The sequence below is a fragment of the Psychrobacillus sp. NPDC096389 genome, assembly GCF_044762855.1.
Taxonomy (GTDB): domain Bacteria; phylum Bacillota; class Bacilli; order Bacillales_A; family Planococcaceae; genus Psychrobacillus.
Genome location: NZ_JBIWFB010000001.1, coordinates 927,484 through 944,934 on the forward strand (window position 1 = coordinate 927,484; position 17,451 = coordinate 944,934).

At 37.2% G+C, this 17,451-nt stretch carries 17 protein-coding genes; 9 read left to right on the plus strand and 8 right to left on the minus strand.

Annotated features, from left to right (window positions below):
* Nucleotides 1–86: 86 nt before the first annotated feature.
* From ACIQ38_RS04315 to ACIQ38_RS04335, 5 genes are all read right to left on the minus strand, one after another.
* Nucleotides 87–1,160 (minus strand): ABC transporter substrate-binding protein, encoded by a 1,074-nt coding sequence (locus ACIQ38_RS04315; RefSeq protein ID WP_402818474.1) that lies wholly within the window; start codon nucleotides 1,158–1,160, stop codon nucleotides 87–89.
* Complete coding sequence (locus ACIQ38_RS04320) at nucleotides 1,157–1,960, minus strand: ABC transporter permease (RefSeq protein ID WP_402818476.1); 804 nt, start codon at nucleotides 1,958–1,960, stop codon at nucleotides 1,157–1,159. Before ACIQ38_RS04320 ends, ACIQ38_RS04315 begins: the two co-directional genes overlap by 4 nt.
* Entirely contained in the window at nucleotides 1,947–2,768 is an 822-nt protein-coding gene (locus ACIQ38_RS04325) for an ABC transporter permease (protein ID WP_402818479.1), read from the minus strand. Before ACIQ38_RS04325 ends, ACIQ38_RS04320 begins: the two co-directional genes overlap by 14 nt.
* Complete coding sequence (locus ACIQ38_RS04330; protein WP_402818482.1) at nucleotides 2,758–3,864, minus strand: ABC transporter ATP-binding protein; 1,107 nt, start codon at nucleotides 3,862–3,864, stop codon at nucleotides 2,758–2,760. Before ACIQ38_RS04330 ends, ACIQ38_RS04325 begins: the two co-directional genes overlap by 11 nt.
* Before the next feature lie 175 nt (nucleotides 3,865–4,039).
* Complete coding sequence (locus ACIQ38_RS04335) at nucleotides 4,040–4,582, minus strand: helix-turn-helix domain-containing protein (RefSeq protein WP_402818485.1); 543 nt, start codon at nucleotides 4,580–4,582, stop codon at nucleotides 4,040–4,042.
* A gap of 165 nt (nucleotides 4,583–4,747) precedes the next feature.
* Between ACIQ38_RS04335 and ACIQ38_RS04340 the strand changes: the two genes are divergently transcribed.
* Both ACIQ38_RS04340 and ACIQ38_RS04345 read left to right on the plus strand, forming a co-directional pair.
* Complete coding sequence (locus ACIQ38_RS04340) at nucleotides 4,748–5,191, plus strand: TlpA family protein disulfide reductase (protein WP_402818488.1); 444 nt, start codon at nucleotides 4,748–4,750, stop codon at nucleotides 5,189–5,191.
* A gap of 83 nt (nucleotides 5,192–5,274) precedes the next feature.
* Nucleotides 5,275–5,934 carry a potassium channel family protein gene (locus tag ACIQ38_RS04345; protein WP_402818491.1) on the plus strand — a complete coding sequence of 220 codons (660 nt, stop codon included), beginning with the start codon at nucleotides 5,275–5,277 and terminating at the stop codon, nucleotides 5,932–5,934.
* A 55-nt stretch (nucleotides 5,935–5,989) separates the two neighbouring features.
* Here ACIQ38_RS04345 and rnjA read toward each other — a convergent pair whose 3' ends face one another.
* Both rnjA and ACIQ38_RS04355 read right to left on the minus strand, forming a co-directional pair.
* On the minus strand, nucleotides 5,990–7,657 hold the full coding sequence (gene rnjA / locus ACIQ38_RS04350) for a ribonuclease J1 (protein WP_402818494.1): 1,668 nt from the start codon (nucleotides 7,655–7,657) through the stop codon (nucleotides 5,990–5,992).
* Between the two features lie 3 nt (nucleotides 7,658–7,660).
* The gene (locus ACIQ38_RS04355) at nucleotides 7,661–7,870 is read right to left on the minus strand and encodes a DNA-dependent RNA polymerase subunit epsilon (protein WP_402818497.1); all 210 of its coding nucleotides are present in this window, start codon (nucleotides 7,868–7,870) and stop codon (nucleotides 7,661–7,663) included.
* A 283-nt stretch (nucleotides 7,871–8,153) separates the two neighbouring features.
* Here ACIQ38_RS04355 and ACIQ38_RS04360 point away from each other — a divergent pair, with 283 nt between their 5' ends.
* Nucleotides 8,154–8,927, plus strand: a complete 774-nt coding sequence (locus tag ACIQ38_RS04360; RefSeq protein WP_402818500.1) for a Cof-type HAD-IIB family hydrolase — start codon at nucleotides 8,154–8,156, stop codon at nucleotides 8,925–8,927.
* 10 nt (nucleotides 8,928–8,937) lie between these two features.
* Nucleotides 8,938–9,870, plus strand: coding sequence for a carbohydrate kinase family protein (locus ACIQ38_RS04365; RefSeq protein WP_402818503.1), 933 nt, complete (start codon nucleotides 8,938–8,940; stop codon nucleotides 9,868–9,870).
* A 41-nt stretch (nucleotides 9,871–9,911) separates the two neighbouring features.
* Here ACIQ38_RS04365 and def read toward each other — a convergent pair whose 3' ends face one another.
* Nucleotides 9,912–10,469: a peptide deformylase gene (gene def / locus ACIQ38_RS04370; RefSeq protein WP_402818506.1), complete on the minus strand. Its 558-nt coding sequence runs from the start codon at nucleotides 10,467–10,469 to the stop codon at nucleotides 9,912–9,914.
* 133 nt (nucleotides 10,470–10,602) lie between these two features.
* Here def and ACIQ38_RS04375 point away from each other — a divergent pair, with 133 nt between their 5' ends.
* The 5 genes from ACIQ38_RS04375 to lpdA all read left to right on the plus strand — a co-directional run bounded on the left by ACIQ38_RS04375 (nucleotide 10,603) and on the right by lpdA (nucleotide 17,064).
* Nucleotides 10,603–11,247, plus strand: coding sequence for a YkyA family protein (locus ACIQ38_RS04375; protein WP_402818509.1), 645 nt, complete (start codon nucleotides 10,603–10,605; stop codon nucleotides 11,245–11,247).
* Between the two features lie 932 nt (nucleotides 11,248–12,179).
* On the plus strand, nucleotides 12,180–13,292 hold the full coding sequence (gene pdhA, locus ACIQ38_RS04380) for a pyruvate dehydrogenase (acetyl-transferring) E1 component subunit alpha (RefSeq protein WP_402818512.1): 1,113 nt from the start codon (nucleotides 12,180–12,182) through the stop codon (nucleotides 13,290–13,292).
* Between the two features lie 3 nt (nucleotides 13,293–13,295).
* The gene (locus tag ACIQ38_RS04385) at nucleotides 13,296–14,273 is read left to right on the plus strand and encodes an alpha-ketoacid dehydrogenase subunit beta (protein ID WP_093264164.1); all 978 of its coding nucleotides are present in this window, start codon (nucleotides 13,296–13,298) and stop codon (nucleotides 14,271–14,273) included.
* Nucleotides 14,274–14,304: 31 nt separating this feature from the next.
* Nucleotides 14,305–15,648 (plus strand): dihydrolipoamide acetyltransferase family protein, encoded by a 1,344-nt coding sequence (locus tag ACIQ38_RS04390; RefSeq protein WP_402818516.1) that lies wholly within the window; start codon nucleotides 14,305–14,307, stop codon nucleotides 15,646–15,648.
* Between the two features lie 3 nt (nucleotides 15,649–15,651).
* Nucleotides 15,652–17,064 (plus strand): dihydrolipoyl dehydrogenase, encoded by a 1,413-nt coding sequence (gene lpdA, locus ACIQ38_RS04395; protein ID WP_402818519.1) that lies wholly within the window; start codon nucleotides 15,652–15,654, stop codon nucleotides 17,062–17,064.
* The last annotated feature ends 387 nt before the right edge of the window (nucleotides 17,065–17,451 follow it).

The following is a 17,451-nucleotide window of genomic DNA, read 5'->3' on the forward strand; positions in this document are numbered from 1 at the left end:
TAAAAACTTTCGTGACACGAATAATTAATAATTGTTAATTTGGAAAATAAGAAATAGAGCCGCCCAAGAAAAGGCAACTCTATTTCTTATTTCATATCCATTTTAAACTTTAAGAATAACTCGTTATATTGACCAAGCATTTCAAGACCGAGATTATTATACACTTCTAAATGATCTCTCGTCTCTTCGGTCGGATAAAATCGTTCGTCCGAAGTAACTTCTTCATCCATCAATTCAATTGCAGCAGCATTTGGTATAGAATACCCAACATAATCCGCATTTTGTGCAGCTACTTCGGCATCTAGGATAAAGTTAATAAATGCATGTGCTCCATCTATATTCGCAGCAGTTTTTGGAATAACCATATTATCAAACCAAAGATTCGAACCTTCTTCAGGAACTGCATAGTCTAATTCTTCGTTTTCCCACATCATGTCCGCAGCTTGACCGGACCATGTTAAGGCTACAGGAGCTTCCTCATTGACCATCAACTGAGTGACTTCATCTCCAATAATCGCTTTGACGTTAGGTGTCAGTTTAGTTAACTTATCAAACGCTTCTGCTAATTCGTTTTCATCTGTCGAGTTTAATGAATAACCTAAGCTGTTTAAGCCCATGCCAATTACTTCACGGGCACTATCGACTAACAACACTTGTCCTTTTAACGAAGGGTCCCAAAGTGATTCCCAACTATCAAATGTTTGACCGTCTAGTAAAGAAGGGTTAAATACAATTCCTACTGTTCCCCAAAAATAAGGAATGGAATATTTATTCTTTGGATCGAACGATAAATCTAAAAAGTAAGGATCGATATTTTTTAGATTTGGAATTTTCGAATGATCAATCGGTAAGAGTAAGTCATTTTCCTTCATTTTTTCAATGGCATATTCAGATGGAACAGCAATATCATACGAAGTTCCACCTTGTTCGATTTTCGTCATCATCGCTTCGTTGGAATCGAATGTTTCATAGATAACGCGATATCCTGATTCCTCTTCAAATTGCTTCAGTAAATCCGGGTCAATATATTCTCCCCAGTTGTAAATAGTCACAGTGTCACTGCTTGCTTTGCCTGAGCTTTTATCCAAATAGTCATTTATAAAAAACAAAGCGATACATACGACAATAATTGCAACGGATGCTTTTATAATATCTCTCATTTTCGTACCCCCATTCCAACAGGGCTTTTCCCTCTTTGATTAATAAAGTAATAACCAACCACAAGGAGAATCGTCACGATAAAGATAATGCCAGATAGCGCATTGATCGTTAAGGTAATACCAGCGCGTGCCATCGAGTAAATTTCGACAGATAATGTGCTAAATCCATTTCCTGTTACGAAAAAAGTGACCGCAAAATCATCCAGTGAATACGTCAGTGCCATAAAAAAACCTGCAAAAATCCCGGGTTTAATAAAAGGGATAATGACTCTTCGTAAAATTTCTCCTTTTGTCGCACCAAGGTCTGCAGCCGCATCAATAAGCGAGCTATTCATCTCTTGTAGCTTCGGTAATACCATTAATACAACGATTGGAATACTAAAAGCAATATGCGAGATTAACACCGACGCGAATCCTAATTTAACGCCGATCATTGTAAACAAGATTAAGAAAGAAGCACCAATTACAACGTCAGGGCTGACAATCAGCACATTGTTTAAAGACAATAAAGAATTTCGTATAGATTTGTTGCGCATATAGACAATGCCAAGCGAACCAAATACCCCAATGATTGTTGCGATCAAAGCAGAAAGAAGTGCAACAATGACTGTATTGATCAGAATCATGATAAGTCGGGTATCGGAAAAAACAGCAGCGTAATGTTCCCAAGTAAACGATTCGAAATTATTCATACTTCCACCGCTATTGAATGAATAAAAGATCAAATACAAAATTGGTGCATATAAAATAATGAAAATAAGGGCTAAGTAAAATTTCGCTCCAACACTAGTTCTTGCCATTAGAAGTAGCCCCCTTTTCTCTTTGACCTGTAATAATCATCACAATTACCATAAATATGATTAAGAATACGGCAATGGTTGAACCCATTCCCCAGTTTTGTGTAACTAAAAATTGTTGTTCAATTGCAGTGCCAAGTGTAATAACTTTATTTCCAGCGATCAATCGAGTAATCATGAAAAGGGATAGGGAAGGGATGAATACAGCTTGAATCCCAGCCTTCACTCCATTTGTCGTTAGTGGAAAGATAACTTTTGTAAAAGTTGTCCAACTAGATGCACCTAGATCTCTACTCGCATCGATTAACGATGGATTCAATTTATCTAGCGCATTAAAAATTGGCAAAATCATAAATGGAATGAAAATATAAACAGATACAAAAATAAAACTAAAGTCTGTAAATAATATTTGAGTTTCACCAAAACCAAATACATTTAAAAATGCATTAATGGGACCATACAAACCAAAAATTCCAATGAATGCGTATGTTTTTAAAAGTAAATTAATCCATGATGGAATGATGATTAGTAATAACCATAATTGTTTATGTTTTGTTTTCGTTATTAAATAAGCCGTTGGATATGCAACTAATAAAGAAAAGAGTGTAATGAGAAAAGCATACCAGAAAGAGCTAAGTGTTAACTTTAAATAAACAGAAGTGAAGAAGTTTTTATAATTGTCTAATGTAAAATTACCGCTTAAATCGAAAAGAGAGTAATAAGCAATTAGAGCGATTGGTGCAATGACAAATAATAATATCCAAGCAAAATAAGGTATTAAATAAAATGTTTTCGTATTTTTAGTTTGCATATGCGTCTTCTCCGTAAGACTCAAGTCGCTTATCAAATTCTTCTTCTGTTTCGTTTAGGCGCATAACATGAATCGCTTCGGGATCAAAGTCTAACCCGATGAATTCTCCAACTTCCGCTTTTTTCGTAGAGTGGACAAGCCATTCATTTCCTTCATCATCATAGGTAGATAGCTCGTAGTGAACCCCTCTAAACAATTGAGTATCTACTTTCACTTTCATTTTCCCTTTTTCGACAGAAGTAATTTCTAAATCTTCAGGTCGAATAACAATATCAATATTTTCATTCGGATTTAGTCCTTGGTCGACACATTCAAATTCTTTTCCACCAATTCGCACACGGAAATCGGCAACCATTGTACCTGAAACAATATTCGATTCTCCGATAAAATCTGCTACAAATCGATTGATCGGTTCATCGTAAATGTCCATCGGTGTTCCACTTTGTTCAATATTCCCTGCATTCAGTACGAAAATTTCATCGGACATCGCTAATGCTTCCTCTTGGTCATGCGTAACGAAGATAAACGTTTTGCCTAATCGTTGTTGCAGCTCACGAAGCTCGTATTGCATTTCCGAACGGAGCTTTAAGTCCAAAGCCGAAAGTGGCTCATCTAGTAAAATGATTTCCGGATCATTGACGATTGCACGAGCAATTGCTACACGCTGTCTTTGTCCACCAGACATTTCTGCAATTTCTCTATTTTCATATCCTGATAAGTTAACAAATTTTAGTGCTTCTAACACTTTTTCTTGGATCTCTTGTTTCCCTAGTTTTTTAATACGAAGACCAAATGCTACATTTTCAAACACATTTAAGTGAGGGAATAGTGCATAGTCTTGGAAAACTGTATTAACTTGGCGTTCGTTTGCAGGAACATTATTGATTAACTTTCCATTAAAATAAATATTTCCACCAGATGGTTGCATAAATCCTGCGATTAATCGCAAAATCGTTGTTTTACCACATCCGGATGGACCAAGAAGTGTATAAAACTTGCCACGTTCCAATTCAAAATTAATATCTGTTAGTACGGTTGTTTCTGCATCATAATATTTGCTTACATTCTCAAAACGAATGATTGGTGTCTCAGACATAATATACCTCCATTTTGTGTATTATAAGAAAGCATTGCCTTCTTACTTAGTATTTGTCCAGCTGCAGCGCCTTGCCCCTCGGGGTCAAATGTGAAAAAGCTGTGGTGGCTGGGAAGCTGCCTCCTCGCTTTTCCCCATTTGCCTGTCGGGGCAGACATAGGCGCTTCCGCATTTCTTATAAATAAGAATTTGTAACAACATAGATTACTTGTGTTTCTTCGTCTGCAGCATTTTTTAATAAATGATCATCGGCTGCTTCGAAGTAGAGAGATTCTCCTTTAGAAGCAAAATATTGCTGCTTGCCAAGGGCTAATTCTACGCATCCATGTAATACATATATAAACGTTTCCGAAAGGGAAGGTTCAAATTGTTTAAATTGCCCTTTTTGTCCGAGACGGATGAGGACAGGTTCCATTTCGTTTTCATTAGACTCAGAGATGAGCCAGTGAAGTCGATAGTTCTTTTCCTCGTCTACATAAACCGTTTGCTCTTCTTGTTTGTAAACGACTTTTGTCCGCACTTGTTCGTCATCAAAAAAGTCCTTAGGTTTAGAGCCAAGTACATTTAATATAGAAAAAAGTGTCTCAATGGAAGGGGAGTTTATATCTCTTTCTAGCTGAGATATAAATCCTTTGCTTAAATCAGTTCTTTCCCCTAATTCTTCTTGGGTTAAACCTTTTTTGAGACGTAAACGTTTAATTTTTTTCCCAATTTGCACTATTATTCCCCTCCTCTTTTGAAAAACAAAGTTTATTTTAACACAACTTTAAGTTTACTTTAACAACTTATTCATATAAATTCAAAAAAAATTGTTTTTGTCCTGTGTCGTTTTTATCTTTACGCATACAATAGCTATGGACGAAAAGGAAAAGGGGAGACATAGTTGAGATTAAGAGAGGAGTTACCCGAGTTTTCAAGTGACATGGAATGGTTGAATGGAAGTGTAGCAAAAGAAAAATTAATTGGGGAAGTACCTTTACTAGTACACTTTTGGTCCATTAGTTGCCATTTATGCGAGAATACTTTTGGGATTATAAATAGATGGAAAAAGACATATGGAGACAAATTTCACTTAGTCGGGATTCATATGCCAATAACTAAAGAAGATGTGAATAATACGCTTATTAAGCAGAAAGCTGAACGAATGAATATGACGAATTCAATATATCTTGATCATGATTTAGTAGTATCTGAAAAATTCCAAAATCGAATTGTCCCATCTTTTTATTTGTTTGATAAGAAAGGATTGCTTCGCCATATACAATCTGGCGAGAGTGGTTTTAGGATGTTAGAGAAAAGGTTATTACTTTTAATGAAAGATCAGTGATTCTGAATTAACTATTCATTATCTATTTTTAGAAACGGTATGGTAAACTAAGTGCATCCGATTAGTAAGCAGGAGGCACGATCATGCAAAAAGAATTTGTAGTAATTGGTTTAGGGAGATTTGGAGGAAGTATCGTTAGAGAATTAATCGATCAAGGTGCAGATGTAATGGCTATAGATATTGCTACAGAACGAGTAGATGAATTTGCTGCAATAGCAACACAAGCAGTAGTAGCAGATACAACAGATGAAGCAGTGTTAAAATCTCTAGGTATCCGTAACTTTGAACATGTTATTGTTGCAATCGGTGACGATATTCAATCGAGTATATTAACGACACTTATGCTAAAAGAAATTGGTGTAAAGAAAATTACAGTGAAAGCACAAAATGATTATCATGAAAAAGTATTACGTAAAATTGGGGCGGACCAAGTTGTGCATCCTGAACGAGATATGGGAATTCGAATCGCGAATAATATTTTATCGAATAATGTACTGGATTACTTAGAACTTTCCGATGAGCATTCTATCATGGAGATTAAGGTGAATGAAAAGATAGCTCAGAAATCATTAGTAGATTTGGATATTCGCGCAAGATACGGGATTAATATTGTCGCTATTAAACGAGGAAACACTATAAATGTTTCACCACCGGCAGATGAGAATCTTCAGTTAAATGATGTGCTCATTATTATTGGTGCCGATGTAGACATTAATCGATTTGAAAAGAAAGTACTATCCTAATAAAAATGCCAGCGGGAAAATCTCCCGCTGGCATTTTTTATAATTTTCGAAACGATTAAACTTCCATAATAATCGGTAAAATCATTGGACGACGTTTCGTTTTTTCATATAAATAAGGGCTTAGAACATCTGTAATTTCATTTTTTAGTTCCGCCCATTCAGCTGGTTTGTCTTGAAGGGTGAAACGTAAATGTTTGTTTAACATTTGTTGTGCTTCATTAATCATAGTCCCAGATTCGCGCATATACACAAATCCACGTGAAATGATATCAGGACCAGAAACAATTTTCTTTCTTTCCATATCAGCGCTTACAACGACAATAACTAGTCCTTCTTCGGAAAGAATTCGGCGATCTCGAAGAACGATATTACCGATATCTCCAATACCACTACCATCAATATAAACATCTCCCGATGGAATACGTCCAGCAACATGCGCTTCTTTTGCGCTTAATGCTAATACATCCCCATTTTCCATAATGAATGTATTTTCAGGTAGTACATCACAATCTACTGCAAGTTCCGTATGAATTTTTAACATACGATATTCTCCGTGGATTGGCATAAAGAATTTTGGTTTCATCAATCGAAGCATTAGTTTTTGTTCTTCTTGTGAACCATGACCAGATGTATGGATATTATTAAGTGAACCGTGAATTACCTCTGCTCCAGCTCGGAACAGGGAGTTAATCGTACGATTGACACTTGCTCTATTTCCTGGAATTGGAGAAGAAGATAAAACTACCGTATCCCCCGGTTGAATTTGAATTTGACGATGTGTACCATTGGCAATTCGAGAAAGAGCGGCCATTGGTTCACCTTGACTGCCTGTACATAATATAAGTACTTCATTGGCAGGTAATCGATTTAATGCGCTGGCATCGACAAACGTTTCTTTTGGTGCCGTAATATAACCAAGCTCACGACCGATTGTCATAGCGTTATCCATGCTTCGACCAAATACAGCTATTTTGCGACCATGTTGTACCGCAGCATCGGTTACTTGCTGGAGTCTATGAATATTAGATGCAAATGTAGCGAAAATAATGCGTCCATTCACTTTACGGAAGATAGAATCCATGCTTTCGCCGACTTTACGTTCGGACATCGTGAAATTCGGAATTTCTGCATTCGTACTATCAGATAGTAAGCAAAGTACTCCGTCACGCCCGATTTCTGCCATTTTCGTTAAGTTAGCTGGCTCACCAACTGGCGTGAAGTCAAATTTAAAATCACCTGTATGAACGATGTTTCCTGGTGGTGTTTTAACTACGATTCCAAACGCGTCTGGAATACTATGTGTTGTTCTGAAAAAACTTACTGCCGTTTTTCTAAACTTCACAATGTCATCTTCTTCGATTACATGCATTTTAGTTTGACGAAGTAATCCATGTTCTTCTAATTTATTACGCAATAAGCCTAAAGCGAGTTTTCCTCCATACACTGGAACATTCAATTGTTTCAATAAATAAGGAATACCACCGATATGGTCTTCGTGTCCATGTGTGATGAATAACCCTTTAATCTTATCTACATTTTTCACTAGATACGTGTAATCTGGGATAACGTAGTCAATACCTAATAGATCGTCTTCCGGAAATTTAATACCTGCGTCTATTAAAATAATTTCATCTTGAAATTGAACGCCATACGTATTTTTGCCGATTTCACCTAGTCCGCCGAGGGCGAAAACAGCTGTTTGATCATTTTTTACAAATTTCATAAGTTATCTCTTTTCTACTTTAAAATTCGGGCTTGCTTGCTCGTATTCTAAATGATTACCTTCAAGCAGCTGAATTAGTTCGATATTGTATTGGCGCTCTTTTAAAATAGCACGAACTTCTCGTTCAGACTCAGCCTCTACATATAAGCTTTTTGTGTTTTCGCGAACTGGTACTTGCAATGCATTTTCTTGATAATAAACTTTATAAATCATATTATACTCTCCTTTTTCACGTTCATAATAAATCAATTCTCTTTATATTATCACGCAACTTCTTTAAAATAAAGAAAAGCCCTCCATTTTTTGAGAAGGGCAAGTAATTTACGCAATCGTTTTATTTCTGAGCATTCCACCGAGTCGTCTCAACCATTTCCTTCTTAGACGTTTCAACATGGTAACCCACTCCTTACAATATATTATATACGAAAAATGAAAATGTGTAAAGGATTCTTACTGAAAAGTCAAATAATTAGCATTGCGGATTGGAGTTTTTTTAATGGTAAATAAAGTATTATTTTTCGATATAGATGGGACTATTTTAGATAATGATAAGAATATTCCTCCAGGTGTTATGGAATCTATTCAACAAGCAAGAGATAATGGGCATGAAATTGTCATTTCAACTGGTAGAGCTCCATTCACAGCAAAATCTATTTTAGAACAACTTAAAATAGATTCATTCATATGCTACAATGGTCAAATCGTGCAGTTTCAAGGGAAGATTATTCATAAAGGAATTATCGATACAATGGAATTGCAACATCTAACAGATTTTGCGATGGAACGAGAGCAACCGTTAGTTTATATGGATGATGTAGAATTTGTTTCCAACGTGCCTGGTCATGAAGATGTATACGAAAGCATCTCTTCTTTGAAAATTGCCTTGCCTAGAACGGAAGAAAATTTCTTTTTGTCGAATGATATTCATCAAGCGCTTATTTTTTGTGATATGGATATGCAACGAGAATATGAAAAAGCTTTCCCAAACTTGAAATTTGTCAGATGGCATCGGGTTTCTTGTGATGTGCTTCCAAAAGGCGTTTCCAAAGCGAAAGGGATAGAGCTATTCCTCCAACATTTAAATAAAACACCAAATGACGCTATTGCCTTTGGTGATGGTTTTAATGATATAGAGATGCTCCAATATGTAGGGACTGGAGTTGCGATGGGTAATGCTGTGGAAGAATTAAAAAAATGCGCAACCATTGTAACAGACCATGTTTCGGAAAATGGCTTAGTAAATGCCATGAAAAAATTACAATTAATTTAGAGGAGTTACTATGAACGATTTAACAAAGAAGTTTGTGCTTATTTATGGGGACGTATTTGTGGATTATATTGCAGATGATCAAACAAATACACAATTTACAAAGTATTTAGGTGGAGCCACGGTTAATGTTGCAGCAGGTGTTGCTAGACTTGGGGCTGCCTCCTCTTTTATAACGATTTCGGGAGACGATGAAACGTCCGAATTTGTACGAAAAGAGCTAACAACAGAAGGGGTAGACTTAACTTTCGCACAAATGGTACCGGAAAAACGAGTAAGTGGCGTCTATGTGCATTTAACAGAAAATAATGATCGGCATTTTCATACATACGTGGATGAAACGCCTGATTTACAAGTAGATTTTGCAACACTAAAAAAGGAAGTATTTAAGCAAGCTTCTTTGTTTCATTTCTGTTCAGGAACGTTATTCCATCCAACGGCACGTAAGACGACTCGCGATATAGTAGATCAAATGGAAAAATCTCAAGTGCTTTTATCTTTCGATGCAAATATTCGTCCCTTAAGATGGGAAAGTGAACAACTTTGTAGAGAAACAATCTGTTCTTTTTTTAAGCAAATAGATATTTTGAAACTAACAGAAGAAGAACTTTTCTTTTTAACTGAAACGAAGACGAAAGAAGAAGGAATTAACAAGCTTCGAGATTATCAAATTCCAGTTATCCTCATTACAGTTGGAGAAGAAGGAACATATATTGTAATAGAGGAAGAAACGATTCATGTTAAGGTGGAAAAGGTAGTTGCAGTTGATACAACCGGGGCTGGAGACGCCTTTATGGCAGGAATTCTTTCTAAAATTAATTTGAATGGAAAGCCAAAGACAAAACAAGAGTGGATTGACTATGTCTCATTTGGTAATAGACTTGGAGCGATTTGTGCTACAAAACCAGGAGCACTTTCTGCAATGCCAAGATTAGCAGAATTATAACAAAAGACCAGTATTACTTTTTAGAGTAATACTGGCTTTTTTTACGCTCGATCATACGGAACGGAATTCGGTATCTCCGCGTATGGATTTCCTTTATTAATATGATCATAAAACATAATGCCGTTTAAATGGTCAAGCTCATGTTGAAATGCAATAGCCGCAAGTCCTTTTAATCTTTTTTTGAATGGAGTACCATCTGGATAAAAGCCGGTTGCAGTAATTCGCGCATGTCTTGGTACATATCCCTCAATCACTTCATCCACAGAAAGGCAACCTTCCCCCGCAGTAATATAGGTATTTTCGACGGAATGGCTAATTATTTTTGGATTGACTGCAACAAAGCTCGCATCCTCGCCATCTACTCCTGGTATATGTAGCGCGAACATTCTCTTGTTAGCGTTCACTTGAGGAGCCGCAATCCCTATACCAGGGCGTAATTTATATTTTTCCACCATTTCATCATCTTGACTATTGATCACATACTCCAATAATTCATTAGCTAGCTGTATATCATCCTCGGATAAAGGAAAAGTCATTTCTTCCGTTTTTATACGTAGTGCGGGGTGACCATCTCTCACAATATCTTTCATTAATATCATTATTATCGTCCTTTCCGTGTTCATAGTCCTATTATACCGAAAAATCTTCATATGCTAAACAAAAAAAGCCTATTGTACGGTTGAATTTAGAAGCTAGAACAATTATAGTGAAATGAATAGAGGAGGTTACGTCATGAAAAAATGGAAATACGTAATTCCTTTATGCTTTGTATTTCTTCTATCTGCATGTTCTTTTGGGGAATCCACCGAAGAAAAATTGTCTAACATCTTAACGGAAATATATAATTTAGAAGCAGATTATAGAGATGTACAAACGCAGTTAGCCGAAACAGAACAAAAAGAACAAGCTAATTTTCAAAGCATGATGGAGTTAACGAAAGATCAAAAAGAGGAGCTTACGACACAAGTAGAGGAAACATCTCTGCTTTTGGAAGAAAGACTCACATTAGTAGAAAAAGAAGCCGCTTCTATTAAAAGTGCATCTGAAAAATTATCAGCAATCGATGGACTTCTTTCAGAAACGGACAGTGAATCAGAAAAAGAAAATATTAAAAAAATCGAAGAAGCTTTCAAAAATCGCTATACTTCGTACGACGATTTATCAGATCAATATCAAGCTCTTGCTAGTTTACAAGAGAAGTTATATAACATGTTAATCGAAGACGAAGCGGAAGTAGCAACCATTCAAGAACAATTAGAAGAAGTAAACAAACAAAACGATGTCGTACAACAATCGGTCGAAACGTTTAATGAGCTTACAACTGAGTTAAATAAAGTAAAAGAAGAAGTCTTTACTTCTTTCCAGAAGGAAGATTAGTAGTCTTGTGTGGCAAAAGATAGAGTATGGGGAACTTACACGTTTCCTATACTCTATTTTTTATAGTTTAGGAGTTAAAGTATGTTACTGTTTTGGGATACTTTGCGGTAGTGACCGCTATATTTCCGCCGGGCGAGTGACGAGACGCAACATCGCTAACGCTCTTGTAGAGTTTCACACCTGTGTCCAAAATCCCAAAGAATGGCTAAGGGCAATCAAAAAGCTATTGAAGGCAACTAATTTTAGTGCGAAAGCAACTAAAATCAGTATGAGAGCAACTAAATTGCCCAAGAGAGCAACTAATTTCTCACAATAGCAAGTTTACTTGGATTGAGACAACCGTGATTTAGGCATATTATAGGAATAATATGCCTAAAAGCCCGTCGAACTTGGCTGGTCGGCATCTGCTCGACTAGTTTATCGTGTTCAAAGGCAAAATTGTCTCGTTCGACCATTCAGTGTTAATTTCGGACACTGATAAGTAAGTTTTTTTCATTGATTTTCGCTGCAGACGGCGACTCCAGTGGGATCAAGTGAGTAAAATGAGCCTTCACAACGTACGCGCGCAGGCGCGGCGGTGAAGGCTCATCGCTCACCCCACGGAAAGTGTCCGCCCTGCAGCGAAAATCACAGCGGACACTAACAGAGCAATTTACCGCACAGTATCCTCATACTATGCCAAGAGTGAAAACTAAAGCTTTTCTCACATAATGGATGAGCAACTCTATTCTCAGAATATACGAAACTGATATAATACAGACATAATTAAGTACTAGTACAGAATGAAGTGATTTTAATATTCTATTAATAAAAACTCATGATTTTAGATGATTGACCACAGATTTAATCTTGAGTATACTGAAATGGAAAGACAGTTGTATTACTTAAAATAATGAAAAATCTTAATACAGAAGAAAAGGAGAGTTGCTATTATGGCTGCAAACAAGTCGCCGCAGTTAGACCCAAAGAAAACGCTTCAAGAAATTGAAGAGAAGTTTGAAATGTTCCAGATTTTAAACGAGGAAGGGAAAATTGTAAACGAAGAAGCAAATCCTAACTTATCAGATGAGGAATTAGTTGAATTAATGAGTCGAATGGTGTTCACAAGAATATTAGACCAACGTTCTATTTCACTAAACCGCCAAGGTCGTCTAGGATTCTATGCACCTACTGCTGGACAAGAAGCTTCTCAACTTGCATCTCAATTTGCGCTAGAAAAAGAAGACTTTATTCTACCAGGATACCGTGATGTACCTCAAATCGTATGGCATGGCCTACCTTTATGGCAAGCATTCTTATTCTCTCGTGGACATTTTATGGGGAACCAAATTCCAGAAGGCGTAAATGTATTCCCACCACAAATTATTATTGGTGCACAATTTATCCAAGCAGCTGGTGTAGCACTTGGAATGCAAAAGCGTGGAAAGAAAGCGATTGCAATTACGTATACAGGTGATGGAGGTTCATCACAAGGTGATTTCTACGAAGGTATTAACTTTGCGGGAGCATACCGTTCTCCAGCTGTATTTATCGTACAAAACAACCAATATGCGATTTCCACACCGCGTGAATTGCAAACATCTGCAAAAACAATTGCACAAAAAGGAATTGCAGCAGGTATTCCAAGTGTACAAGTAGATGGAATGGATCCATTAGCAGTTTATGTTGCAACAAAAGATGCAAGAGATCGCGCGATTAATGGAGAAGGTCCAAGCTTGATCGAAACAGTATGTTACCGATTCGGTCCACATACGATGGCTGGGGATGATCCTACTCGTTACCGTACTTCTGATACAGATTCTGTTTGGGAAAAGAGAGACCCATTAGTTCGTTTCCGTACGTATTTAGAAGCAAAAGGAATTTGGAATGAAGCAAAAGAAGAAGAAATCATCGAAAAAGCAAAAGAAGAAATAAAAGAAGCAATCAAAAAAGCAGATGCTGCTCCAAAACAAAAAGTAACAGATTTGATCAATATTATGTATGAAGAAAATCCATATAATTTAGATGAGCAATTAGCTTACTACACTGAGAAGGAGTCGAAGTAACCGATGGCACAATTAACGATGATTCAAGCAATTACGGAAGCGCTCCGTACCGAGCTTAAAAATGATGAAAACGTTCTAGTCTTCGGTGAAGACGTTGGCGTTAACGGAGGAGTATTCCGTGCAACAGAAGGGTTACAGAAAGAATTTGGTGAAGATCGTGTATTCGATACGCCTTTAGCAGAATCTGGTATTGGTGGTCTTGCGGTTGGTTTAGCACTTCAAGGATTCCGTCCTGTTCCTGAAATCCAATTCTTTGGTTTTGTATTTGAAGTAATGGATTCTATTAGTGGACAACTTGCTCGTATGCGTTTCCGTACAGGAGGAGCATTTAACGCGCCTGTTACAATCCGTTCTCCATTTGGTGGAGGGGTTCATACACCAGAAATGCATGCCGATAGTTTAGAATTACTTATGACATCGACACCAGGTGTGAAAGTAGTTATTCCTTCTACTCCATATGATGCAAAAGGTTTATTGATCTCTGCAATTCGCGACAATGATCCTGTTATTTTCCTAGAGCATATGAAATTATATCGTTCATTCCGCGGAGAAGTTCCGGAAGAAGAATATACAATTCCACTAGGAAAAGCAGATGTAAAACGTGAAGGTACAGATTTAACAATCATTTCTTATGGTGCAATGGTACATGAAAGTTTAAAAGCTGCTGAGGAGTTAGAAAAAGAAGGGCATTCAGTAGAAGTGATTGACTTACGTACAATCCAACCACTGGATATTGAAACAATTATTGCATCTGTTGAAAAAACAAACCGTGCAATCGTTGTACAAGAAGCACAAAAACAAGCGGGTATTGCTGCTAACGTTGTAGCTGAAATTACGGAAAGAGCTATTTTGAGTTTAGAAGCTCCCGTTCTACGAGTTGCAGCTCCTGATACTGTTTATCCATTCTCTCAAGCAGAAACGGTTTGGTTACCAGGTGTTAAGGATATAGTAGAAACAGCTAAGAAAGTTTTAACATTTTAAACTAAAATTCAAAATAGAAAGGGTGAATACAGTGGCATTTGAATTTCGATTACCAGATATCGGTGAAGGTATACACGAAGGTGAAATCGTTAAATGGTTTGTAAAAGCTGGCGATGAAGTACAAGAAGACGATATTTTGTGTGAAGTACAAAATGATAAAGCAGTTGTAGAAATTCCTTCACCTGTAAAAGGGAAAGTAACAGATGTTTTAGTTAGCGAAGGAACAGTCGCAGTTGTTGGGGATGTTCTTATTAAAATTGATGCTCCTGGATATGAGGATCTTCAATTTAAAGGACAAGAAAGCGGCGAAGAAAAAACAGAAGCACAAGTACAAGCAACTGCAGAATCTAGCCAAGATATCGAAAAAGAAACAGTAGAAGCTCCTGCTCAAAAAGAAACTTCTACAGAACAACCAAAACAACAACCAAAAGGTGAAGCACGTGTAATTGCTATGCCTTCGGTTCGTAAATTTGCTCGTGATAAAGAAGTAAATATTGCAGAAGTATCAGGTTCAGGAAAAAATGGTCGTATTTTAAAAGAAGATATTGAAGCATTCTTAGCTGGGGACCAAAAGTCTACAGAGGTTGCTGCTTCAGAAGAAACATCAGAAACAGTTACAAAAGAATCTAAAGCAGAAGAAAAAGTTGCTGCTCCAGTAGTGCTAGAAGGAGAATTCCCTGAAACGCGCGAAAAACTTTCACCAATGCGTAAAGCAATTGCAAAAGCAATGGTACATTCAAAACATACTGCTCCACACGTAACCTTAATGGATGAAGTAGATGTGACGGAACTTGTTGCACATCGCAAAAAATTCAAAGAGATTGCTGCAGAGAAAAATATTAAGTTAACTTACTTACCTTATGTTGTAAAAGCACTTGTAAGTACGTTAAGAGAATTCCCACAACTAAATACATCCTATGATGATGAAACAAATGAAGTAATTCAAAAACATTATTTCAACATCGGTATCGCAGCGGATACAGATAAAGGATTATTAGTACCGGTTATTAAAAACGCAGACCGCAAATCAGTATTTGCTGTTTCAGACGAAATTAATGCACTTGCTACAAAAGCTCGTGACGGTAAATTAGCTGCTGCGGAAATGAAGGGTGCATCTTGCTCGATTACGAATATCGGTTCTGCTGGAGGACAATGGTTTACACCAGTTATCAACCATCCAGAAGTTGCAATTCTTGGAATTGGTCGAATTTCAGAAAAACCTGTAATAAAAAATAGTGAAATAGTAGCTGCTCCTGTGTTAGCATTATCATTGAGCTTCGATCACCGAATGATCGATGGTGCGACTGCACAACATGCGTTGAACCATATGAAACGTTTGCTTAGCAGTCCAGAACTATTATTAATGGAGGCGTAAAAAATGGTAGTTGGAGATTTCCCAATCGAAACAGATACTTTAGTAATTGGTTCAGGTCCCGGAGGATATGTAGCTGCAATTCGTGCTGCACAAACAGGACAAAAAGTAGTAGTAGTAGAAAAAGAGCATATTGGTGGAGTTTGTCTAAACGTAGGATGTATTCCTTCTAAAGCTTTAATTTCTGTTGGTCACCGTTTTGAGCAAGCGCAACATGCAGATGATATGGGTATTACAGCAACTGACGTGAAAATTGACTTTTCAAAAGCTCAAGCTTTCAAAGACAGCGTTGTAAAAAAATTAACTAGCGGTGTTTCTGGATTATTAAAAGGAAATAAAATCGATGTAGTGATGGGTGAAGCGTATTTTGTTGATGCAAATACTGTTCGTGTCATGGATGAAAATTCAGCTCAAACGTATAAATTCAAACATGCGATTATTGCAACTGGATCCCGTCCAGTAGAAATTCCAACTTTTAAATTTACAAAACGTGTACTAAGCTCAACTGGCGCACTAAGTTTACCTGAAATTCCAAAAAACTTAGTAGTAATCGGTGGAGGATATATCGGAACAGAACTAGGTTCAGCTTTTGCTAACTTAGGTTCGAAAGTAACGATTATCGAAGGCGGCGCTGATATTTTAGCTGGATTTGAAAAACAAATGACAACAATTGTTAAAAAAGGTCTAAAGAAAAAAGGCGCAGAAATTGTTGTTAAAGCATCTGCAAAAGGTGTAGAAGAATCTGATACTGGCGTAGTAGTTACATATGAAGTTGGCGGAGAAGAGAAAAAAGTGGAAGCTGACTATGTATTAGTAACTGTCGGTCGTCGTCCAAATACGGATGAAATCGGATTAGAAGAACTAGGCATTAAATTCGCAGAACGCGGATTATTAGAAGTAGACAAACAATGCCGTACTAGCATCGATAATATCTTTGCTATCGGAGACATTGTTGCTGGTCCACAACTTGCACATAAAGCTTCATACGAAGGAAAAGTTGCTGCGGAAGCAATTGCTGGTCAATCTTCAATCGTAGATTACTTAGCAATCCCAGCAGTATGCTTTACAGATCCAGAAATGGCTACAGTTGGTTTGAACGAAGCACAAGCTAAAGAACAAGGCTATGATGTTGCTGCTGGGAAATTCCCATTCGGAGCAAATGGTCGTGCACTTGCACTTAATGCTACAGATGGTTTCGTAAAACTTGTTTCTCGTAAAGAGGACGGTTTACTTCTTGGAGCACAAATTATTGGTCAAGGAGCTTCCGACATGATTGCTGAACTAGGTTTAGCGATTGAAGCTGGTATGACTGTAGAAGATATCGCAATGACTATTCATGCTCACCCAACTTTAGGTGAAATTGCAATGGAAGCTGCGGAAGTAGTAATGGGTCACCCAATTCATATTCTTTCTAAATAAGATTGATAGAGCCTCTCGAAGTTTTATACTTGGAGAGGCTCTTTTTTGAGCGTAAATACATACTCATATACGAAATATACATATATCATCCAGATTTAATAATGGAAATCTAGAAAATGGTTTAGCGCAGTAACTGAATAATCGTAAGCAACCATTTCTCAGAGTGAGGGGATGAATTTCGAGGATATTGCGTTGAATTGTGCATTTTAGGGAAAGTGCGTCGTAGAGAGATGTATGAAGTGTCCGCAGGGATTTTCGTAGCAGGGCGGACGCTTTCCGTGGGGTGAGTGATGAGCCTTCACCGCCGCGCCTACGCGCGTACGTTGTGAAGTCTCATCTTACTCACTTAATCCCTTCGGAGTCGCCGCCCTGCTACGAAAATCCAAT